The sequence below is a fragment of the Phytoactinopolyspora mesophila genome, assembly GCF_010122465.1.
In the GTDB taxonomy this organism is placed as follows: Bacteria; Actinomycetota; Actinomycetes; order Jiangellales; family Jiangellaceae; genus Phytoactinopolyspora; species Phytoactinopolyspora mesophila.
On the sequence record NZ_WLZY01000009.1, the window covers coordinates 224,144 to 245,834 of the forward strand.

General features: G+C 65.6%; 19 protein-coding genes. 10 read left to right on the top strand and 9 right to left on the bottom strand.

The annotated features are described in order from the left end of the window. Positions 1 to 43: 43 nt before the first annotated feature. From glpK to hisN, 4 genes are all read left to right on the top strand, one after another. On the top strand, positions 44 to 1,561 hold the full coding sequence (gene glpK, locus F7O44_RS23570; RefSeq protein ID WP_162452750.1) for a glycerol kinase GlpK: 1,518 nt from the start codon (positions 44 to 46) through the stop codon (positions 1,559 to 1,561). A gap of 108 nt (positions 1,562 to 1,669) precedes the next feature. Then, positions 1,670 to 2,950 carry a 3-phosphoshikimate 1-carboxyvinyltransferase gene (aroA, locus tag F7O44_RS23575; RefSeq protein ID WP_162452798.1) on the top strand — a complete coding sequence of 427 codons (1,281 nt, stop codon included), beginning with the start codon at positions 1,670 to 1,672 and terminating at the stop codon, positions 2,948 to 2,950. Then, complete coding sequence (gene rsgA, locus F7O44_RS23580) at positions 2,947 to 3,957, top strand: ribosome small subunit-dependent GTPase A (protein WP_162452751.1); 1,011 nt, start codon at positions 2,947 to 2,949, stop codon at positions 3,955 to 3,957. The genes aroA and rsgA overlap by 4 nt, the downstream gene beginning before the upstream one ends. Positions 3,958 to 4,018: 61 nt before the next feature. Further along, the gene (gene hisN / locus F7O44_RS23585) at positions 4,019 to 4,801 is read left to right on the top strand and encodes a histidinol-phosphatase (protein WP_162452752.1); all 783 of its coding nucleotides are present in this window, start codon (positions 4,019 to 4,021) and stop codon (positions 4,799 to 4,801) included. 55 nt (positions 4,802 to 4,856) lie between these two features. Here hisN and F7O44_RS23590 read toward each other — a convergent pair whose 3' ends face one another. Beyond that, on the bottom strand, positions 4,857 to 6,404 hold the full coding sequence (locus F7O44_RS23590; protein WP_162452753.1) for an MFS transporter: 1,548 nt from the start codon (positions 6,402 to 6,404) through the stop codon (positions 4,857 to 4,859). A gap of 66 nt (positions 6,405 to 6,470) precedes the next feature. Between F7O44_RS23590 and F7O44_RS23595 the strand changes: the two genes are divergently transcribed. The 4 genes from F7O44_RS23595 (at position 6,471) to F7O44_RS23610 (ending at position 12,541) form a co-directional block, all read left to right on the top strand. Continuing rightward, positions 6,471 to 7,097 carry a TetR/AcrR family transcriptional regulator gene (locus F7O44_RS23595; protein ID WP_162452754.1) on the top strand — a complete coding sequence of 209 codons (627 nt, stop codon included), beginning with the start codon at positions 6,471 to 6,473 and terminating at the stop codon, positions 7,095 to 7,097. A gap of 1,456 nt (positions 7,098 to 8,553) precedes the next feature. Next, positions 8,554 to 11,361 carry a sigma-70 family RNA polymerase sigma factor gene (locus F7O44_RS23600; RefSeq protein WP_162452755.1) on the top strand — a complete coding sequence of 936 codons (2,808 nt, stop codon included), beginning with the start codon at positions 8,554 to 8,556 and terminating at the stop codon, positions 11,359 to 11,361. Positions 11,362 to 11,590: 229 nt separating this feature from the next. Further along, positions 11,591 to 11,869, top strand: a complete 279-nt coding sequence (locus F7O44_RS23605) for a WhiB family transcriptional regulator (RefSeq protein WP_162452756.1) — start codon at positions 11,591 to 11,593, stop codon at positions 11,867 to 11,869. Positions 11,870 to 12,169: 300 nt separating this feature from the next. Beyond that, a complete protein-coding gene (locus F7O44_RS23610; RefSeq protein WP_162452757.1) occupies positions 12,170 to 12,541 on the top strand; it encodes an RNHCP domain-containing protein in 372 nt (123 codons plus the stop codon). A 58-nt stretch (positions 12,542 to 12,599) separates the two neighbouring features. On the opposite strand, the gene F7O44_RS23615 is transcribed toward F7O44_RS23610, so the two are convergent. Continuing rightward, positions 12,600 to 13,184: a P-loop nucleotide/nucleoside kinase family protein gene (locus F7O44_RS23615; protein WP_187361583.1), complete on the bottom strand. Its 585-nt coding sequence runs from the start codon at positions 13,182 to 13,184 to the stop codon at positions 12,600 to 12,602. 67 nt (positions 13,185 to 13,251) lie between these two features. On the opposite strand from F7O44_RS23615, the gene F7O44_RS23620 reads away from it, so the two are divergent. After that, a complete protein-coding gene (locus F7O44_RS23620; protein ID WP_162452758.1) occupies positions 13,252 to 13,665 on the top strand; it encodes a metalloregulator ArsR/SmtB family transcription factor in 414 nt (137 codons plus the stop codon). Then, on the top strand, positions 13,658 to 14,305 hold the full coding sequence (locus tag F7O44_RS23625) for an SRPBCC family protein (protein WP_162452759.1): 648 nt from the start codon (positions 13,658 to 13,660) through the stop codon (positions 14,303 to 14,305). The genes F7O44_RS23620 and F7O44_RS23625 overlap by 8 nt, the downstream gene beginning before the upstream one ends. A 6-nt stretch (positions 14,306 to 14,311) precedes the next feature. Here the strand turns inward: F7O44_RS23625 and F7O44_RS23630 are convergent, their stop codons facing one another. The 7 genes from F7O44_RS23630 to F7O44_RS23660 all read right to left on the bottom strand — a co-directional run bounded on the left by F7O44_RS23630 (position 14,312) and on the right by F7O44_RS23660 (position 21,588). Continuing rightward, positions 14,312 to 15,403 (bottom strand): hypothetical protein, encoded by a 1,092-nt coding sequence (locus tag F7O44_RS23630; RefSeq protein WP_162452760.1) that lies wholly within the window; start codon positions 15,401 to 15,403, stop codon positions 14,312 to 14,314. A 221-nt stretch (positions 15,404 to 15,624) separates the two neighbouring features. Beyond that, complete coding sequence (locus F7O44_RS23635) at positions 15,625 to 16,842, bottom strand: MFS transporter (RefSeq protein ID WP_162452761.1); 1,218 nt, start codon at positions 16,840 to 16,842, stop codon at positions 15,625 to 15,627. 121 nt (positions 16,843 to 16,963) lie between these two features. Beyond that, entirely contained in the window at positions 16,964 to 17,485 is a 522-nt protein-coding gene (locus F7O44_RS23640) for a SigE family RNA polymerase sigma factor (RefSeq protein ID WP_162452762.1), read from the bottom strand. Beyond that, positions 17,475 to 18,770, bottom strand: coding sequence for a hypothetical protein (locus F7O44_RS23645; RefSeq protein ID WP_162452763.1), 1,296 nt, complete (start codon positions 18,768 to 18,770; stop codon positions 17,475 to 17,477). The genes F7O44_RS23640 and F7O44_RS23645 overlap by 11 nt, the downstream gene beginning before the upstream one ends. A gap of 101 nt (positions 18,771 to 18,871) precedes the next feature. After that, positions 18,872 to 19,291 carry a tautomerase family protein gene (locus F7O44_RS23650; protein WP_162452764.1) on the bottom strand — a complete coding sequence of 140 codons (420 nt, stop codon included), beginning with the start codon at positions 19,289 to 19,291 and terminating at the stop codon, positions 18,872 to 18,874. A 51-nt stretch (positions 19,292 to 19,342) separates the two neighbouring features. After that, positions 19,343 to 20,680 (bottom strand): amidase, encoded by a 1,338-nt coding sequence (locus F7O44_RS23655; RefSeq protein ID WP_162452765.1) that lies wholly within the window; start codon positions 20,678 to 20,680, stop codon positions 19,343 to 19,345. Continuing rightward, positions 20,677 to 21,588 (bottom strand): nitrilase family protein, encoded by a 912-nt coding sequence (locus F7O44_RS23660; protein ID WP_222851631.1) that lies wholly within the window; start codon positions 21,586 to 21,588, stop codon positions 20,677 to 20,679. Before F7O44_RS23660 ends, F7O44_RS23655 begins: the two co-directional genes overlap by 4 nt. Between the last annotated feature and the right edge of the window lie 103 nt (positions 21,589 to 21,691).

A 21,691-nucleotide genomic window follows, 5' to 3' on the forward strand; every position in this document is an offset into this window, starting at 1 on the left:
GGCTCACGCACGTAATCGCATATCCGCAACATGAGGAGCACCCATGGCTCAGTACGTAGCCGCAATCGACCAAGGCACTACATCCACACGGTGCATGATCTTCGATCACTCCGGCAACGTGGTGGCGGCAGATCAACGCGAACACCAGCAGATTTTCCCGCGAGCCGGCTGGGTCGAGCACGATCCCGAGGAGATCTGGCGTAACACTCGTGAGGTCTGCGCCGGAGCGCTTGCCACCGCTGACCTGGTCACCGAAGACGTCGTGGCCGTCGGCATCACCAACCAGCGCGAGACCGCGGTGGTGTGGGACCGCACCACCGGCAAGCCCGTCTACAACGCCATCGTCTGGCAGGACACCCGGACCGACAAGATCGTCGACGAGCTCGGCCAGCTCGGTGGCGGCCAGACGAGGTACCACGCTTCCACCGGCCTGCCCCTGGCCACGTACTTCTCCGGGCCGAAGGTCAAGTGGATTCTCGACAACGTCGAAGGCGCCAGGGACAAGGCTGAGGCCGGTGATCTGCTATTCGGCAACATCGACACGTGGGTGCTGTGGAACGCCACCGGCGGACCCGACGGCGGGGTGCACGTGACCGACCCCACAAATGCATCCCGGACCCTGCTGATGGATCTCGACACGCTGACGTGGAACGAGCAGAACGCAGCCGACATGGGCATCCCGATGTCGATGCTGCCGGAAATCCGTTCCTCCTCCGAGGTCTACGGCCATGTCCGGGCGCGCGGCGCCTTCGCCGGACTGCCGCTGGCGGGCATCCTCGGTGACCAGCAGGCTGCCACGTTCGGCCAGGCCTGCCTCGAGGTGGGCGAAGCCAAGAACACGTACGGCACGGGGAACTTCGTCCTGCTGAACACCGGCACCGAGAAGGTGATGAGCGAGAACGGACTGCTCACTACCGTCTGTTACAAGATCGGCGACAACGACACCGTATACGCCCTCGAAGGATCCATCGCGGTCACCGGCTCGCTGGTGCAATGGCTACGCGACAACCTCGGTCTCATCGGCAGCGCCGCGGAGATCGAGCAGCTCGCCGACAGCGTCGAGGACAACGGCGGGGTGTACTTCGTGCCGGCCTTCTCGGGTCTGTTCGCGCCCTATTGGCGATCCGATGCCCGCGGCGCCATCGTCGGGCTCACCCGCTACGTCAACAAGGGCCACCTAGCCCACGCCGTGCTCCAGGCAACGGCCTTCCAGTCCCTCGAAGTCATCGATGCGATGAACGCCGACTCCGGTGTCCCGCTGAAATCGCTGAAGGTCGACGGCGGCATGGTCGGCAACGAACTGCTCATGCAGTTCCAGGCCGACATCCTCGGCGTGCCGGTGATCCGTCCCGTCGTGGCCGAGACGACTGCCCTGGGCGCCGCCTACGCCGCCGGCCTGGCGGTGGGGTTCTGGGAGACAGAGGAGGACATCCGCACCAACTGGGCCCAGGACAAGCAGTGGGATCCGCAGATGGACCAGAACGAACGCGACAAGCAGTACCGCAGATGGAAGAAGGCTGTGACCAAGACCTTCGACTGGGTCGACGAAGAAACCGACTGAGAAGCCGCGACATATCCACCTCGCCGGCCCCGGCGGCGGTGGTGGTCATCTGATCGTTATCGGTCCATATACCGGACACCGGTAAGCTGAGAACCGATGACTGACACGATCGCGCCCTTGTGGCCTGCACCAACCGTCTCCGAGCCGGTGCGGGCCACTGTTCGCCTGCCAGGCTCTAAGTCCGTGACCAACCGCGCGCTGATTCTCGCTGCGCTAGCCGATTCGCCGTCGGTGCTCCACAAACCGCTTGTGGCCCGAGACACTCGGTTGATGGCCACGGCCCTGCGCGTGCTCGGAACCGGCATCGACGCGCAGGAGGATCGCTGGCTGGTCACTCCCGCCGCCCTGGATGGCGGTTCGCATGTGGACTGCGGACTGGCCGGGACCGTGATGCGTTTCGTACCGCCGGTAGCGGCTCTCGCAAATGGTGATGTCAGTTTCGACGGGGACCCCCATGCGCGAGAGCGCCCGATGGACGCGGTGATCAACGCGATGCGTGCCCTTGGCATCGGCATCTCCGCCACCGGATCCCGCGGCCGGCTGCCGTTCACGGTGCACGGCACCGGCAGCGTTCCAGGCGGCGAAGTCACCATGGACGCCTCCGCCTCGTCGCAGTTCGTCACCGCTCTGCTGCTCGCTGGGGCGCGCTATGAGCAAGGCGTCGTCGTGAAGCACACCGGAAAGCCGATCCCGTCCACCCCGCACATCGAAATGACACTCACCATGCTCAGGGAGCGCGGCGTGCGGGTCGACAGCTCCGTCCCGAACGTCTGGCGGGTCCGTCCCGGGACGCTCCACGGCCTCGAGACGGTCATCGAGCCCGACCTCTCCAACGCTGCTCCGTTCCTCGCCGCGGCGCTCGTCACCGGCGGGAGCGTCCGGGTGCCGGACTGGCCGGAATCCACGAATCAGCCGGGCGACACGCTGCGGGACCTACTCACCCGCATGGGTGCTACCTGCGTGCTCGACGACGGGCTCACCGTAGACGGCGGCTCCGTCGTGCACGGCATCGACGCGGATCTCCACGACGTCGGAGAGCTCACCCCTGTGCTCGCGGCCGTCGCCGCGCTGGCCCAGGACACATCTCACCTGCGTGGCATCGCCCATTTGCGCGGTCATGAGACCGACCGGCTGAAGGCGCTGGCCACCGAGATCAACGGCTTGGGCGGTGACGTGGTCCAGACCAGCGACGGCCTCACGATCCATCCGCGCCCGCTCCACGGCGGTGTCTTCCACAGCTATGACGACCACCGGATGGCCCAGGCCGGTGCGGTGCTGGGCCTGGCGGTTCCCGGCGTCCAGGTGGAGAACATCGCCACCACTGCCAAGACCTTGCCCGCCTTCCCTGAGATGTGGGCCGCCATGCTCGAGATGGAGCGGGCAGCGTGAGCCGTCGGCGGTCTCCGGCGTCGTACGACGAGAGCGACGTCAGAGTCCGCCCGGGTCGCGGTTCGCGGCCGCGCAGCAAGATCCGGCCGGCTCATCGCAATGCCGTTCCAGGCACGGTCGTCGCGGTCGACCGAGGCCGATACACCTGCGTGACCCAAGACGACGAACGCACCGTGATCGCCATGACCGCGCGTGAACTCGGCCGCAAGGCGGTGGTGGTCGGAGACCGGGTGGGCCTCGTTGGCGATGTCTCGGGGCGGGACGACACCCTCGCGCGCATCGTCCGGGTCCACGCTCGGACCACCACGTTACGTCGCTCGGCCGATGATGAGGACCCTGTCGAGCGGGTGATCGTCGCCAACGCCGAACAGTTGATGATCGTCACCTCGGTCACCGACCCGGAGCCGCGGCCCCGGCTGATCGATCGCTGCCTGGTCGCCGCCTACGATTCCGGCATGACGCCCTTTCTGTGCGTCACGAAGTCCGACCTCGAAGACCCTGCGAAGCTCCGCGATGCCTACGCGCCACTGGATGTGCCGATCATCGTCACAGGCTGGGATGACGACACCGGGCTCGACCGGCTTCGGGAGGCTCTGCACGACCGGACCAGCGTGCTGGTAGGTCATTCCGGTGTCGGAAAGTCGACGCTCGTCAACACGATAGTGCCGGGTGCGGGTCGCGCGATCGGCAATGTCAACATCGTGACGGGACGCGGGCGGCACACCTCCACCAGCGCGGTTGCCCTGCGGGTCCCCGAGGGCGGCTGGGTGATCGACACCCCCGGCATCCGCTCGTTCGGGCTTGCACACGTCGATCCCGCCGAACTCATCGAAGCGTTCTCCGACTTGGCAGCGGCCACGGATGAGTGTCCCCGAGGATGCACCCACGGCGAGTCGGAGCCCGAATGCGCGCTCGACGACGCCGTACGTGCCGGCGGCCTCGACCCGGCACGCGTCGATTCGTTCCGGCGGCTGCTGGCCAGCCGTGAGCGGCAGAGCGGCGACTGAGAGTGCGGTTTGTCGGCCGTGGTAGGGGCGCGGGCCCGCCCCGAGGCGCTAAGGTCTGGACGTGGCCCATGATGATGATCTCCGGTTCGCCCATGTCCTCGCCGACGACGCCGACGCCCAGACCCTGGGCCGGTTCCGCGCCGCGGATCTGAAGGTCGACACCAAAGCCGACCACACCCCCGTATCCGACGCCGACCGCGCCACGGAGGAGGCGATCCGCCGTACCCTGTCCCGCGCCCGGCCCCGGGACGGCATCGTCGGCGAGGAGTTCGGCAACGAGGGTTACGGCGCGCGCCGGTGGGTCATCGATCCGATCGACGGCACCAAGAACTACGTCCGCGGCGTTCCCGTGTGGGCCACGCTGATCGGCCTCATGGTCGAGGACGAGGTTGTGGCCGGCGTCGTGTCCGCGCCGGCGCTGAACCGTCGTTGGTGGGCCGCTAAAGGCACCGGCGCCTGGACCGGCCGTTCCCTGTCGTCGGCCAGCCGCTGCAGGGTCTCCGACGTCGACAAGCTGGGCAACGCTTCGCTCTCCTATTCAGACCTCGCGGAGTGGGAAGAGCACGGACGGCTGGACGAGTTCCTGGATCTCACCAGAGCATGCTGGCGCACCAGAGCGTACGGCGACTTCTGGTCCTACATGCTGCTCGCCGACGGCGCGGTCGACATCGCGGCCGAGCCAGAGCTCGAGCTGTACGACATGGCTGCGCTGGTGCCCATCGTGCAAGAGGCCGGCGGACGATTCACCGGGCTGGACGGCGTCCCTGGCCCACACAGTGGTGATGCCCTGGCCACCAACGGCCCCTTGCACGATGAAGTGCTGGCCCGCCTCCAGGTGCACTAGGGTCACGGACCGGAAGTCCGGCGCCTAGCTGTGTTCCGGGTCGTCGGGCGACCGTTCACCGATGGACGGATTCAGCTTCATCCGGATCGCCGAGGCGGGCTCTACGCAGCAGTATCGTCACGACAACGGCGGTGACCGCGAGCGCGGCGGCGCCTACGCCGGCTGTGACGTTGAAACCGCGCACGAACGCATCGCCGGCTCCCCGGCTGACTTCCGCGGCCAAGTCCGGTGGGAGGTGCTCCGCCGCCGCGAAGGCAGCCCCGAGTGTCCCCTGGGCCGCCTGTGCCACCGACTCAGGCACCGCGGATGGCATGGTGTCGCTGATCCTGCTGGTGTAGACGGCGCCGGCGATACTGCCGAGGGTTGCGATACCGAGCGCGCCGCCGAACTCCGAGCCGGTTTCGTTCATTGCGGCAGCGGTACCCGCGTTCTCCGGGGGCGCGGTAGCGACGACGAGATTGATGGCCAACGGCAACGCCAGTCCCATGCCAAAGTTCAGGGTGCCGTACCCGAGGAGCAGCGACGCCACGCCGTCATCCAGGTCCAGCTGAGTGAGCAGGGCGAATCCGGCACCGGCGACAGCCAGGCCAGTTCCCACGACGTAGCCGGGCCGGATCCAGCGCACTATGGCAGTACCAATCGCGACGCCGGCGATGAGCAGCCCGACCAGCGGAAGCATCCACAACGCGGCGGTGAACGGCCGGTAGCCGAGGATGAGCTGAAGGTACTGGACCGCGAGCATTCCGACGCCGGCACTAGCCAGCACCAGCATCATGTTCGCCCCGATCGACGCGGAGAAGGCACGGTGGCCGAACAGCCGTACGTCGATCAGCGGCTCGGCCAGTGTCCGCTGGCGGCGGACGAACATGTAGCCGATGCCCAGCCCGGCGACGATGGCCCCGGCCGCCCAGGGATCCCAGCCGTCTGCAGCGAGCTTCTTCAAACCCCAGATCATCGCCAGCACCGCACTCACCGACAGCGCCACGCTGACGAGGTCGAACCGGCTGGGTCCCGGCTCCTTGAACTCCGGGAGCAGCAGCGGCGCCAGCACCAGGAGTAATGCCATCACGGGAAGATTGACGAGGAAGACAGATCCCCACCAGAAGTGCTCGACGAGCATCCCGCCGAAGATGGATCCGAGCGGAAATCCGGCGCTGAAGGCACCCGTCCACACGCCGATGGCGGTGCGCCGCTGATCCGCATCGAGAAACATGTTGCGGATCAGCGCCAGCGTCGAGGGGGCTAGCGTCGCTCCCCCGAGGCCCAGCAAGGCGCGTGCGACGATGAGCATCTCGGCGCTCGTGGAATACGCCGCCATGACCGATGCCGCGCCGAAGGCCACTGCCCCGATCATCAGTAACCTTCGCCGACCGATCCGGTCGCCGAGCGTGCCCATGGTCAGCAAGAGACCTGACATGAAGAACCCGTAGATATCCATGATCCACAGCTGCTGGGTGGCTGTGGGCTCCAGGTCGGCGCTCATCCATGGCACGGCCATGAACAGCACCGACAGATCCATGGCGGCCAGCAGCGCGGGAAGCGTAAGCACTGCCAGGCCGACCCATTCCTTTGGCCCGGCTCGAGAGATGGATGTGTTCGCCATGGCTCGAACTATACAAACGTCTTATACGTGTGCCTAATACGAGCGTATAGGCTAGAGTTGGTCCCCATGGGGCACCGTGAAGATCTACTCGAAGGAGCCAAGCGCTGCCTGCACGAGAAGGGGTACGCACGCACTACCGCCCGCGACATCGTGGCGGCCTCCGGCACCAATCTCGCGTCGATCGGCTACCACTTCGGGTCCAAGGAAGCCCTGCTCAACGCTGCCTTGATCGAGGCCATCACCGACATGGGCAATGAGCTGATCAGGACCAGCACCAAGGACATGGCCGGGCCGCGTGCGGCCGACCTGGCCCGCGGCTGGGACAAGGTCATCGCCAGATTCGCCGAGTATCGCCCATTGCTGGTCGCTCAGCTCGAGGCGTGGGCTCAGCTTGAACGTTCACCAGAGCTTCGAGAAGAGCTGGCCAACCGGTACGAACAAGACCGAGCGATGGGAGTAGAGGTCGCACAGCAGGCGGTCCCCTCCCTCGACGAGCGCACCGCGCGAGCATTGGCAGCCGTCACCAGCGCTATCGCCGACGGACTCGTTGTTCAGTGGCTACTCGACCCGGAACGGGCACCCGACGGATCGGAACTGGTTCTCGGACTTCAGGCACTGACGAGCGTGCTCACCGGCACACCCTCGACGGACACCCCCGCGCCGGGCGATAGCGTCGAAAGTAGCGGCACGTAGGCCGGCACACCCTCTTCTGACGTGCCGGACGACCCTCCACCGGAAGGCACGTGCGGCGCGGGCCACTGATAGCCGCGGGCCGGGTACGAGTATCCCTTCATGCGAATTGGATCGACATCCGCAAAAACGGACTAGATTCCTTTACGCACCATTTCGGCCGCCAATATTCGCTAATCAAACGGAACCCCGTCGCCACCGGGTCGACGGGAATTCTCCGGGAAGCCGCTCGCTTCGAGAACTTCGCTGCCCCACCGGCACCCGAAGCCATTTCAGCCTTAATGTGTGATGTGTCACATTCATCGTCCCGCCTTCTGGCCACAAAGAGGCCATTGTGCGCATAAGCACATTCACCATTGCCTCCGGGCCGCAAGGCGACATGCTTCACGCCGCACCCGCGGCAGTCGCCAACTGGGCTTCCGTCAGCCGATTGCTCATGCGCCGCAGGCATCGGCACGGCTTGCCCGGCAGCGGATGATCTAGGACACTCACGCACATGCGTGATCACGACAAATATTCCACGATCGCGTCATAGCGCGCATTCTCTGCCGTCCTGGTTGATGACCGGGGAATGTGGACGAGCCACTGGAGGGAGCCTGAGTGCACCACGCATCGGGGTGCCGGCGAACGGACGCGCCGGCCACGACGCTTGTCTCGGCATGGCTGGCATATCTCCACGAGGACTATTCGAACGGAGCAGACCCAGTACCACCGCCTGGCGTCGAGGCGGTGATCAACGCCCTATCCCGCCCCACACCCTCGCAGTCCGAAATCGCCGATGCGCTGGTAATACTTGGCTGGGAACGCGTAACGAGCTCCTGGGATCTCACGTGCACCATCGCCGATGTCGATGCGCTGTGGGACAAACTGGAGTCAGCTGGGATCGCGCCGATAACGCGTCATGAGGCAAGGCATTGCGTCACAGATGCGTGGGTCGATGCGGTGGCGGCCCAGCGCGGCGCCCCCGGAATCGATCCGCTGTCGGGACTGCACACGGCGAACTACCTCCTGGGCCGGGTCCGAGAACTCGACCGGCTCGCCACCGATGCCGCTGCCCACCTCGTGGTACTCGTCACAAGCTGGGACGAACCCGACAACCCTTGGTCCCGGATCTCGTGTGTACTCGAGGTGGCGTCCGCGTTGCGCCATCACATCCGAGCAGAAGCAACATTAAGCCAATTCGGAACACATCGTGCACTTGCACTAGTTCCGGATGATAACCGCGCGCGCCTCGAACGCGGCACTTTGCTGAAAACACTCGAAGCGGGTGATCTTGGGGTACTGGGAGTGGGCGTTGAGCTAGTCCCACTACCAGAAGATCGCTCCCGTGTAACTGAACTAATCGTACGACTTCGGGACGGATCAATGGTCGGTGACAAATCTGGTCCGATTGGCCGGTTCCAACCTGGTGCTAACTCCCTAGACTGATCCACATACCGAGAAGTTAGGGATTGCACCGTTGACGACACCAGCCGAAGCCCCGAGCGACGCCCAGCTGATTGCGCGCACTCGCGAAGGCGATATGAGCGCCTACGACGAGCTGTACCGCCGTCACGTTGACGACGCGTCGCGGGTCGCAAGAATTGTGACCAACAACAGCGACGAGTCGCAAGACGTCGTCGCCGAGGCATTCACCCGTGTCTTGACCCGGCTTCGCGAGGGCGGGGGCCCGGACACCGACCTCACGCCTTACCTGCGCACCGTTGTACGGCGCCTCGCCATCGACCGCCACCGCATGTCAGCGCGCGGTGACACACCGGCTGACCCGGCCATTCTCGAGATCCTGCCGCGAACCGACGACCCCATGGCGCGGGCCACTGACCGCCAGCTCGTCCGGCAGGCGTTCGAGACATTGCCCGACCGGTGGCAGCAGGTGCTCTGGCACACGGAGATCGAAGGTCGCTCACCTGCTTCGCTGGCCGCGACACTGGGCAGTACACCCAACGCGGTCGCGGCCCTGGCCTATCGGGCTCGTGAAGGACTGCGCCAGGCGTACCTGGCGGTGAATCTCTCGTCCGAGGTTCGCGCCGAATGCCGTCCGTACGCGCCCAAGGTCGCCGCTTACGTCCGTGGCACCCTGTCCGCGCAGCACACTCGCGCAGTCACGGTGCACCTCGGTGAATGCGAGCATTGCCGCGAACGCCGCGACGAGCTCCTGCTTCTCGTCTCCGACCTGCGTGGCACCTTGTGGCCCGCTCTGCTGCTTCCGGCTGCCGCCGGTACGGCGGTGGCGGCCGGTGCTGCCGCAGGAGCGGCGGCCGTCGCCGGTGGTGGCGCCGGTGCTGCCGCTGGGGCATCCACCGGAGCGGCTACCGCCACCGGAACCGCCGTACTCGCCGGTGCTGGTGCCACTGCGGGGGGTGGCGCCAGCAGTTCCGGTGCTGGCGCGGCCGGCGGAGCGGGTGCCGCCGCCGGCGCGTCGTCCGCGGCCTCATCCGGCGGCGGTGGAGCAGTTGCTTCCATCGTGTCCCCGGGCCGCCTCGCCCGGATAGGCAGCAAGACGCTGGCTGGCGCGGCGGGAGTCGCAGCGGCCGGAATCATCGTCGCCGGCGCTTTCATGATGCTCAGTGGCTCCCCCGACGATCCGTCCGACGGCTCGGCCCAGCCACCTGTGGCCGGGCACGCCGACGACGGCTCGGGGCCCGGCGACCCGCCCGTGACCTGGGACGACCCCACGTCCGACCCCGACGACCCCGACGACCCCGAGCCGGACCCGGACGACCCCGAAGCACCATCCGACGAACCAGACCGATCGACGCCGGGCCGCACCCCTGGGACGCTTCCGATCAACCGGCCCGACCCCACACCGCCCGGCGGCGACGACACACCACAAAGCCCGGACGGCACGGATCGCCCCGGCACACCGGACCCCACCCAGCCGGACAGTGATCCGACTGACGACCCCACCCAGGACCCGACGGACGATCCCACCAGCCCACCGCCGCCGGACGAGGACGCGCCCGAAAGCCCGCCGTCCATCGACGCAGGCCCGCAGAACACCACGGTGCGTGCGGGGCAGTCCACCACCCTGTCGGTCAACGTGTCCGGCAATCCCGCTCCGTCGCTGGTGTGGCAGTACCGCAACGGATCATCGTCGGCCGACCCCACCAACTCGCCGGCCAGCCGCACGGTCTCTACAGCCAGTGGTGGTTGGCGCGACATCGACGGTGCCACCTCGTCCAGGCTGACCATCACCCCCACCGCGGAGCACGACGGCCGCCAGTACCGGGTCGTCGCACGCAACTCCCAGGGTGAGCGCACCACCGACCCGGCCGTGCTCACCGTCCATTACGAGCCGGATGTCTCCTCCAGCCCGTCACGCTCCACGGTCACTGAAGGCGGCAGCGTGACATTCACCGCCTCCGCCAAGGGCAACCCGACGCCCAGCGTGTCCTGGCAGTACCGCAAGCCAGGCGGCTCGTGGCAGAGCGCCGGCGGCAACGTCAGCCAGCAAGGTGTTACCTCACGGCTGGAATTGTCCAACGTCAAAAGGGGACTCGACGGCTACGAATACCGGGCGGTGTTCGCCAACAATGTCGGTTCGACGGCCAGCAACTCCGCGTCGCTGAATGTGCACTGGGCACCCACCGTCGTGAAGAACCCGTCCAGCACCGAAGCTCCCGCCGGCGGCAAGGCCACCTTCACCGCCGAGGCCGAAGCCGGGAATCCTGGTCCCACCCGGGCGCGCTGGCAGGTGCGGACCAATGGCGGCAGCTGGCGCGACTTGGGCTTCGGCGGCTCGACCGGTCGCACGGCAACGCTGAACGTCGACGTCAAGAACATGAACCAGAACGGCGAGCAGTACCGGGTGGTGTTCTCCAACGACGTCGGCACCACCAACAGCGAACCCGCCACGTTGAATGTGCACACCACTGGAACCGTGAGTATGGACATGCCGGGGGGTGGCAAGCAATGCGTCCAACCCGTGGACGGTGAGATACGGCTGGGCGGCTGCAACTCATCAGATCCACCGACATGGAACGCGTATCCCGACAACACCGTCCGCTGGGCAGCCAGCGGGCGGTGTCTTGGCGTCACCTTCGGTTCGGACGAATCCTGGCTGACCACACATCTGCGCAGTTGCGATGGTAAGGCCGACCAGAAGTGGTCTTTCGACCCAAGCCACCAAGAACGGCAGCAACTGAAGAACGGCGACACCACATATGGCCAACTCTGCCTCGATGTTCGCGGCGGCGTGTCCCAGAACGGCCGGCTGATCGCCTTCTCGTGCCACGGAGGCAACAACCAGCTCTTCAGATTCGAGTAGCACACCGGGCTTGCCGATCCACCTGCCGCACGACCGATGCCGGTCGGGCGGTTTTGTCGCGTCCTGACGCGGGTTGACCGACCAGGTTCACCCGAGCGGTTTTACCTGGTCAGCCGAGTGGCCAAAAAAAGTCCAGAGAAATTCCGTCATGTCGCGTCATGACGGACACTGAAGTACGTCAAGTGGGGCATGAGGGTCTTGATCGTCTCGGTAAGGAGGCTACGGCCACATGACCGCATTGATCGACATCACTGAGGTGCATGCGGAGGACTGGTTCGGCCAACAGGAAAGCTGGCGGGCACTCGCTGCCTGCCGTGGCATGGACACGGATCTCTTCTATCCGGAAGGGCGTGGGAGCACGCTGCGCAAGCGCGAGGAGTTCGCCAAGGACATCTGCGCTACCTGTCCGGTCAGCTCACAGTGCCGCGAAGCCGCGGCCAGGCAGCCGGAGCGATTCGGCATCTGGGGCGGGCTCACTGAGGGAGACAGGGGCTGGTCACGCCGCTAGCGTCTCGCGCTGCTTCAGTCCCATCACATCGCCGGGGTTCGTGGCTCCGGGTCACGGTTTCCTGCCACTGATCAGCCGCATCCGTGACGGCAAGCCACGAACCTCACCGGCCCCGACGCGTTGCTCGGCCAAGCCGTTTCCGCCCCGAAAATCGGTTGCGAGCAGCGCTGAAGATCGGTTTGAATGACCGCTGGACCGAGCCGCAAAGGGCGAGCTCACACAGGGAAAAGCGAGGGTGAGGCGTTTTATGAATGCGCCCCGCACGACCATTCGTCCGTCGTGCAATCCTCGAGGAGCCCCATGTCCAGCCCCACTCAGCGGGCACGGCGCAACCGCCGTCCCCGCAGTTTCCGCTGTTTGAACTGTCATCTCGATGTCCCGGCCGACGCGCCGGGCACCGCACATCGCAATCACTGCCCCACATGCTTGTGGAGCCGCCACGTCGACCACATCCCCGGTGATCGAGCCGCGGGTTGTGGCGCGCGTATGGAACCTATTGCCATCACGGCGCGGCGCGACGGTGAGTGGCTGCTCATCCATCGCTGCGTCCAATGTGACGAACTGCATCGGAACCGGATCGCCGGCGACGACAACGCCGTGATCCTTTTCGAACTAGCCGTGCGCCCGTTGGCCAGATCACCGTTCCCCCTGGCCCAGCTGGTGCGGCTCTAGATTCCGCACGAGTCCGGTTTCCGGGCGGAGCTCACTTTCCGTCCGGAAACCGGAGCGATCACTTGCCGGGGTGGTTCGGCACCGCGGGCAGGCGCCTGCCCAACCGGGCGCCATCCAGGCCCATCCGCTCGATCAGATCGATCAGCTCCACCGACCCAGTGGTGTCTACCCGGCAAACCATGCCCAGCTCCAACGGCACCGCCTGCTCGGCCCACTCGCGCCACTGCTCGTCGTCTACCCGCGCGTCGTCGTGCACGGCATGCCGGCTTGCGGCCCGCGTTTCGTACCTGCGGCGAGCGACGCTGACCGGAACGTCGCACCACACCTCCACCACTTCACCGATGCCGGCCCGCTCCAGGCCAGCGACCACCACCCGACGTAGCCGCGCCAGATAAGGACTCTCGAGGACGGCGCCCGGCCTGGCATCGGCCAGGAGTGTCCAGAGTGTCTCACCCGCGGCCGCTCCGAGCATCTGGCTCCATTGCCGGGCAGCGTATCCGGGCGGTGGTGGCCCGAGAGTGTCCGCCAAGGTCTCTTTGACCCGGTCTTTGCTGAACACCGGCCAGCCCAGCGCCTCACCGAGCGCCATCGCAAGAGTTGTCTTCCCCGAGCCGGGGAGCCCGTTGACGATCACAGCCCGCATCGGCACATGTCATCGGCCAATATCTAAGGCTTGACTTATATAAGTCCTACTCTATATCTTTCTGCTTGTGCATGCCTTCGACGTCCTCGGTGATCCGGTTCGTCGCCGGATCCTCGAGCTGCTGGCCGAGGGTGAACAGACGTCTGGGGCGGTGTGCTCGGTGATCCAGCAGGAGTTCGGCATCACCCAGCCTGCCGTGTCCCAGCATCTGAAGGTGCTGCGGGATGCCGGCTTCACCACCGTCAGACCGGACGGCGCACGCCGGCTCTACTCCGTCAGCGCCGAGCCACTGCGGGACGTCGACGCGTGGCTGGATCGTTTCCGGCAGTTCTGGACCCCGCCGCTGGCGGCGCTGGCCACCGAGTTGGCGCGGGGCAAGCGGGAACGGCGGCTGCGCGACGCCGCGGCGGCCGGAACTTCGGAACCGCAGCGCCCCGAAGACGAACAAAACACAAGCCAAGGAGGCTCATCCAATGATTGACGTGACACAACAGATCAACGACGTACGCCGCGAGATCGGCACTCGCGTGATCGAAGCCGGTGAAGCACGCACCGTCACCATCAGCCAGACCTACGACGCCGCGGTGGACGACCTCTGGGATGCCTGCACCAATCCGGAAAGGCTGCCGCGCTGGTTCCTCCCCGTGTCGGGTGACCTCCGCCTCAACGGCACGTATCAGCTGGAGGGCAACGCCGGCGGCACGATCGAGCAGTGCGACCCTCCACACAGCTTCGCGGCCACCTGGGAGTACGGCGGCGCGGTGAGCTGGATCGAGGTCCGGTTCGTTCCAGAGTCCGCCGGTCGGACCCGGTTGGAGCTCGAGCACATCGCCATGGAAGACGAGCATTGGGCCGAGTTCGGTCCGGGCGCCGCCGGCATCGGCTGGGATCTCGCGTTCATAGGCCTAGCCCTGCACGTAGATACCGGCGACGTCGTCGACCACGCGGCGGTGGAAGCGTGGGGCGCCTCTGACGACGGCCGACAGTTCGTGCTGATGAGCAGCGAACGGTGGCGCGAGGCAGACGTCGCCGCCGGTACGGACGAAGGCACAGCACGCCAGCGCGCCGGCCGTACCGCCGCGTTCTTCACTGGTGCTTCGGTAGACGAGTCCAGCGGCTGAGCCGGTTCAGGCCGTCCGGGCCGGCCCGCCCTCCTGCTCAGACGATTGAGCGATCGCGCGCGGCTCGTCGTCCATCGGCCCCGTCGCTTTCGGGATCCCGTCCGGCGACGACTCAGCCAACCGGACGCGATAATTCAATACGGCCAACGCACCGAGATTGACGAGCACACCGGGAAATGCGCTGAGCTCACGGTCGGCGAAGTTGAAGACCTGTCCCACCATGATGTTGAGCAGGACGGCATAGCGCAGGAACAGTAGCCCCCGTTCAAGCCCACGTCGCCAATAGATCAGCCCGGCGACGATGATCGCCGTCGTGAGTAATGCCCAGCCGAGCTGGATGCCTCGTGCCACCGTCATCTCGTCGAGGCGCGTGCCGGCGATACCGGCGACCGAATCGATCAGTTGCAGCACAAGGAAGGCCACAAGGAGCGCGTATGCGGCGCGGTGGCGCACAATCGCGCGCAACCACCCGAGGAGGCGTGCGCGTACCGCCGCGTACCGCCCCGCGCCGTGACGCGCGGCCGGACTGGCGGCGATCAGTTCTCGTACGGCATCGACCGATCGCTGATCGGCGCCTTCTCGTTCAGCGGAGTCGACTAAGCGCACCGCCTCGGCGCGCGCGATATCGTCCAGCCCCCGCAGCTGCCCGCCCGCGCCGATCACGGTGGCGTTGGCCAGCTGGGTGGCGGAGTCATATACGGGACGCTCCGAGAACCAGTGCACCCAGAGCACCAGGAGCACGAAGACGACGTACATGATGGCGAACGACGGCTGGAAGAAGTAGTCGTTGTCGGCCGTCACGAACTTACCGACCTCGTCGATGAACAGGCCGAATCCCACACCGCCGACAAAAGCGCTGAGCTCCTTGACCCGCGGTCCGAGGAACCCGAGCAGAAGCACGTGCGAGACCAGCATGAGCAGCCCGCCCCACAGCATGTGCGCGATGTGCAGCCCATCGCCCCCGATCTGGGGGTAGTTCATCACGATCAGATAGATACGCGTGATGAGGATCGTGCTGATCGCCGCGACGATGAACAGCTCGAGCCTGATGACCGCATGGATGTCCTGCCCCAGCCGCAGCCGCGAACGAAACGACATTGATCGACTCCTGCCCTGGCCTGGGATTCACCCGAAGGTGCTGTACCGGCGAGGCGTTGATTCTAGTGCCCGCCAGAAATGCGGCGCGCCAGGCGAGACCGGTCAAGCAGCAGTCGAGCACGAGGGATGGCACGTTGAGTACACGCTGGAACCGAGTTTTCGACCACATCAGCGTGTATCCAGCGTGCCATGGCCATGCGAGCCAAGCAGACAAGCGCCTGTCACGAGCGGAGTCTGCGCACTGAAGGCACGGCGAGGACAATTGAGTTGACGGTCAGCTGGCATATCACGCCGACACCGAGGACGACGGCGATACTCGTCGCTTCCGCGATCGGCCCGGCGATCGCCAGGCCGATCGGGCCGACACTGTATGCGCCGAAGGTCACGTAGGACATGACCCGCGACAACGACTCAGGCGGCACCCGGCGTTGCACCGTGGTGATGACGAGGGTGTTGAACAGGGCCGAGCTGACCCCGGCGATGAACGCGCACGCGACGACCACCTGAATGGGCGCGATGAGCGCGATGGCTATACACGGGGCGGTCCAGGTGAAGGTTGCGATGGTGGCTACCAGAAGCGGACGTCGTGGTTTGCGGACCATGAGAGCTAGGCCGCCGGCAGCGGCGCCGGCGCCGAAGAGCGCCAGCACGATGCCCCAGGGGCCGGCCCCTCCGTAGTGCCGATCGGCGGTGGCGGGCCCAAGGACGAGGTACGGCGCCCACAGCACAAGGTTGAACATGGTGAACTGCACGGTGATCGTCCACAGCCACGTGTGCGCGGAAAATGCCCGCCAGCCCTCCCGGAGATCGGTGAGCACGCTTGTATTTTCCACCCGTTTGGCCTGCGCTGCAGGCCGGATGATCAGCAGCGCGAGGATACTCGGAACGAAGCAACCGGCACCGATCAGCAGGACGCTGGCAGGCGCGATGAATTGGACGAGGACGGCCGCGGTGGCCGGCCCGGCAACGTTAGCCACTGAGTTCAGTACGTTGAGGAAGGCGTTCGCGTCACTGAGCTTCTCCGGGTGCACCAGGGATGGGGTGAGGCTGTTATACGCCGGGGTGAATACCGCCTCTCCGATGCCGTTGATGAACGAGAGCCCGAGAAGCACCCACAGGTCGATGAATCCGGTCAACAGTGCGAGCGCGAGAAGGGTCTGGGTTGAGGCTCGTACGATGTTGGCCGCGACCATGACCAAACGCCGCGGGAGCCGGTCGCCTATGACGCCACCGACGAGGAGAAACAGCACGAGCGGCACTATGCGGGCAGCCAGCACAAGACCCATATTCGTCAGGGACCCGGTGGCGGCGAGAACAGCGAAGGCGAGAACAACCGTCGCCATCGCGTTGCCAAAGATCGAAGTGGCGTGGCCGAAAACGAAGTAGGTGTAGTCCCGGTTCCGCCACAAGGAGGGCGGTGCTTCGCTGGCCGTACTCATCCGTGTTACGCGATAAGGCCGCGGTCAGTGCGCATTCCTGATTTCCTTCACGCATCGGTTCCCTGGGCGGGACCAGCCCTCGCGATCATCATGGCATGCGGCATGCGCCAGAAAAAGGTGTTCATGTCACTTCTCGCTCGGCCGCGTCGTTGTCGGGCATCAGTTCGGGCGCGAGACGGCGTATCCGCTTCAGTGCGTCGGACGACTGCCGCTTGACCGTCCCAGGTGAGCATTTCATCAGGGCTGCTGTTTCGGCTACGGAGACGTCTTCGTAATACCGCAAGTAGATGATCGCACGTTGGCGCGGTGTTAGGTGTTTGAGGACGTTCGCCATGTCAATTCGATGCGCCACACCGTGTTCGGTGCCGTCGGTCGCCGCTGGTTCCGGCACCTGGTCGGTGATCACCTCGTGCCGCCGAGCGCGGCGGCGCCACTGCGATCGCGTCTCGTTGAGCATGACCGCCCGGATGTATCTCTCCGGGTCGCCGTCACGGAGCAGCTTCCCCCAGCGGCTCACCGCGCGGGCGAGTGCTTCCTGAACCAGATCTTCGGCTAACGCGCGATCCGCGGTCAGGGCCAGCGCCATCCGTAACAGGGCCGGCCCGCGGTTCGCCACGAACTCGGTGAACCCGTCAGTGTCCACGTGCGCCCACCGCCACCACGGCGCCGGGCATGACGACCTCCGCGTCAAAGGGCAGCGTATGCAGCAGCCGAAGATTGCCGCCGTCAGCGGGAAGGACGAACACGTCTGATGCGTCTTCAACAGCGGACCGTCTGGACACGGCAACCCCGTCGTGAGTCAGGGCCAGGTACTCCCACGTCTCATCCGGGGTCGACTCCGGCAGATCAAAGCGCACGTATTCCGAACCCCGGTGGTAACCCTGCGCGATCACCGCCGTCATTCTCAGATTGTCCCCGTGCGGGGTGAACACCTTGAAGCCCCGCCGTGCGAGCGGATCGTCGTCGGCATGGGAGCCTGGGTGCCACACCTCTTCGTGGACGCCCCGCGGACCAGCGAGAGTCTCACGATCACGAAGGACCTCAGCGGTCCCCCAATCGCTGTCGCCGAAGTCGAGCACCGTGCCCGGCGGGGCGTTGTCTATCAATTCGTAGACAGCCACCCTCGTAGTGTCGAGCGGCTCAGTGATTCGCTGCCGGTTCTCCGGCGCAACAGACGTATCGATCGGCTCAGCGAGTGCCCCACAGCCTGCGGTGGCAATCGGAGGCAGGTCCGCATCGTCCTCAAGCTCATGGACGACTGAGTTGTGGCTCAATGCCATGACCTCGCCTCCAATGGTCTGGGCGAGACATATGTGCGATGTACCAACGCCCCATGCCGTGACTTCCCACCGTGACCCGGCTGGACCGCGCGGCATCATGTAAAGCGGACTGCTATGCCCGATATCGAAGACCTCGAACCCTTCGTCCAGCCGGATACCCATCTTCTTGCCGTCGTGGGAGGCCGCCGCACCGTCAAGCCCGTACTCCTCGATCTTCGCCGCTAGATCTGCGCTGATCTCGGCCAGCGGATACTCCGCCCCGTCCGGCGTGAGCAGCTTGACCACGCAGTCACCATCGACGCACGTTCGATAGATCAACGTGCCCACCTCGGGAGGTGTGCCCCGCAACTGCTGCTCAGGCAGCCAGTCAGTCACGCTGAACGACGCACCCTGTTCGGTTTGGGTCGGCGCCGGCAATGGCTCCTCAGATCTGGCAGGTCTGGGATCACCGGACGACGGATCTACGCCAAAACCGGCCACAGCAGCGGTCACCGCCACCCCACCGACCACCAGCACCGCCGCGGCACCGGCAACGGTTGCCACTCGACGTGAGCGACGCCGCCGAGCCGCCGCGATCGCCCGACCGGCATCAACATTGCCCAGCGGCCGATCCAGGAAACTCTCGAACTCTCGCCGAAAACGATCCACCCGTACCGCCTGCCCTCGTTAGAAGCGCCCTCGTTCCCCCTACACGCCCCGGCACTCGATCTGGTTGTGTCATACGGGATAACAATTCGGCTTCCCCGCGGCTACGTTCGCGTCGCCGGCCCCAGCTCAACCCTTTCGTCTCCGCTCCATTCCACGTTGAAGCCACCGAGATGCGGGTGGAACATATCCTCACCTGAGTGCTGAGTGAACTCGACCTTGACCCAGAGCGAGTTCAGGTCGCACATCTCAACGAGAGTGTCGATCAGCGACTGCGCCAAGGTGGCTTTGGTCTCGACGGAACGACCCCGCCGGATGTCACACATGATGAGCGCCGAGGGCGTGGGCGGGCTGGACTGATGGCAGCGCCACACCCCTCCGTCGCCGAGATCGTGCACGGACACCGTCAGCAGGTCCATGCTTACCTGCATGGTCTCCGCGTAGATGGCGCCGAAACGCTGCGCCAAGGCTTGTTTCGCCGAAGGAGTGACGGACAGCGGCAGGTCGATTTGGATCGAAGGCATCGGGTTCCTTCCTAGTGACGTATCCGAAGTCAAGGGGACGCGAAAGGTTGGCTACCTCACTAGTTCGAGCGCGCGGGCAGCGGCGAACATGAGCGATTCCCTGCCGGTAGCCGTCACGAGTTGGACAGCGAACGGCAGACCACCGATCTCACCTGCGGGAACACTCATGGCCGGCACACCGGCCAAATTCCATAAGTTGGTCAACGAGAGCAGCGCCGAACGCACCTCAAGCTGGGCGCCTGCCACCGTCACCCTGCGAGCACCCACGGGTGGAGCCACCGTCGGCACCGTCGGCAGAGCCAGCAGATCATGAACCTTCAGCAACTCCTCCACCGTTGCGCGCAGCTCACTTCGGGCTGCGTCAGCTTGGGCGTACTCCCCCGCGGAGACCTCCCGCCCGCGGTCGAGACGCGCGAGAACCTCCGTGTCGATCTGATCACGGTCACCATCGAGATGAGGCTCATGGACTTGATAGGCCTCCCTGCTCTGGATGGTGGAGACGACGTCGAACAAGCTCTGCTCGCGGCGCCAGCCGGGGAACCCCTCAACGGTGTCAACGATCAGCCCGGCGCTGACGACAAGATCGTGAGTCAGGTCGTCGATGCGCGGTTCGGTGACGCCGATGGCGCCGGGTGGTATCCATCCGACGCTCAGGCGTCCCTCACTCTCGGGCAGAACACGCAGCTGACCAGCTGCCAGGACCTTGTATCCGATGAGTACGTCGTCGGACGTGGCAGCGAAGAGACCGACATGGTCGAGACTCGGCGCCAGTGGATAAACGCCCGTGGTGGGGATAGCGCCGTAGGCGGGCTTGAGGCCGACGACGCCGCACAGTGCAGCTGGCACCCGAACGGATCCGACTGTGTCGGTGCCCACTGCGAGCGGCACCACGCCGGATGTCACGGCAACCGTGCTGCCTCCATTGCTACCGCCGGACATCCGGCTGGGGTCTCGCGGATTGCGCGAAGCGCCGTGGACGGACCGGTCGCCAGTCGCGCCATAGGCGAACTCATGCAGGACGGTCTTACCGACGATGACGGCGCCGCCCAGGCGCAGCCGCTTCACCACCTCGGCATCGACACGTGCTGTCGCGCCGAAGGAGCTGGCCGATCCGCATGTTGTGGGCAGCCCGGCCATGTCGATGAGATCCTTGACGGCGACGGGGATGCCGTGAAGAGGGCCTCGATCGATACCGGACACAAGTTCGCGGTCGGCCGTTCGCGCCGCTTCGAGAGCGCCTTCCTCGTCGATCAGGGCGAACGCGTTCAGTGTCGGATTGAGTTCATGTGCCCGGCGCAGCGACTCAGCGACAAGGGCGCTTGATGTCGTCGCACGACGACGTAGAGAGCGGCCAAGATCGACGATGCTCGGCATGTGCGCGGGTGTCATCGCGGCAGTGGAACGCTGCCGGTGTAGCCGAGCATTTGGTCGTACAGGTCGGTGCGCCGATCACGGTGTAGGTCGTTCAGTTGATTCCATATCGGCGCGGTCCGAGCCGAGGTCAGATCGATGTCGGCGTAAATAATGGTGTCCTCGTCCGGCCCGGCGATGCGATCGATGGGCCAACCGTTCGTCCCAGCGATGAGCGAATTTCCCATGAATCCAGCACCGCGCTCCTGGCCGATCCGATCGGCGGTCGCGATGAAGACGTTGTTGGAGTGGGCGGCCGTCATCGTCAAGTAGGCGGCCATACATACACCGCTTTCGTCGTAGAGCGGCGGCGGGGTCCACACCCATCCGGTCGGCACGCAGATGATGTCCGCGCCCATCTGCGCGACGATCCGGGCGGTCTCGGGAAACCAGATGTCCCAGCAGACGAGCAGTCCGATCCGGCCGATACGAGTGTCGAAGACCGAGAAACCTTCGTCACCTGGCGTGAACCAGAGCTTCTCCGTGTTCCACAGGTGCGTCTTGCGATAACGGCCGATGTATCCCTCCGGCCCGACGAGCACCGCCGTGTCGAACAGCTTCTCGCCGTCCCGCTCGACCACACAGCCGACGATGTACACCCGTCGCTCGGCCGCTATCGTCGCGAACGATTCCACTGTGCGGCCGTTCGGAACCGCCTCGGCGTGTGCATACGCTTCCTCGCGGCTCTCGAACACGTAACCCGTGGTCGCTAGCTCGGGCAAGACGATGAGGTTCGCTCCGGAATCCGCCGCGGCAGCCAACCGCCGTTCGACCTCGGCAGCGTTCGATTCGAGATTCTCGACCCCGACCCGCGGCTCGAACTGAACCACCGCGACCCGCACGGGACTCACCCTCACTTCTGCGCCTTCTTCTGCCTGGGTCCTCACGTCGCATTCCTCCCAGGGCCCCGGCCCAGAAAACAGGTTTCAACTTGAAACCGCATGGAGTGACCGTAGCAGAGGTGGTTTATACTTGCAACCACCCTGAACC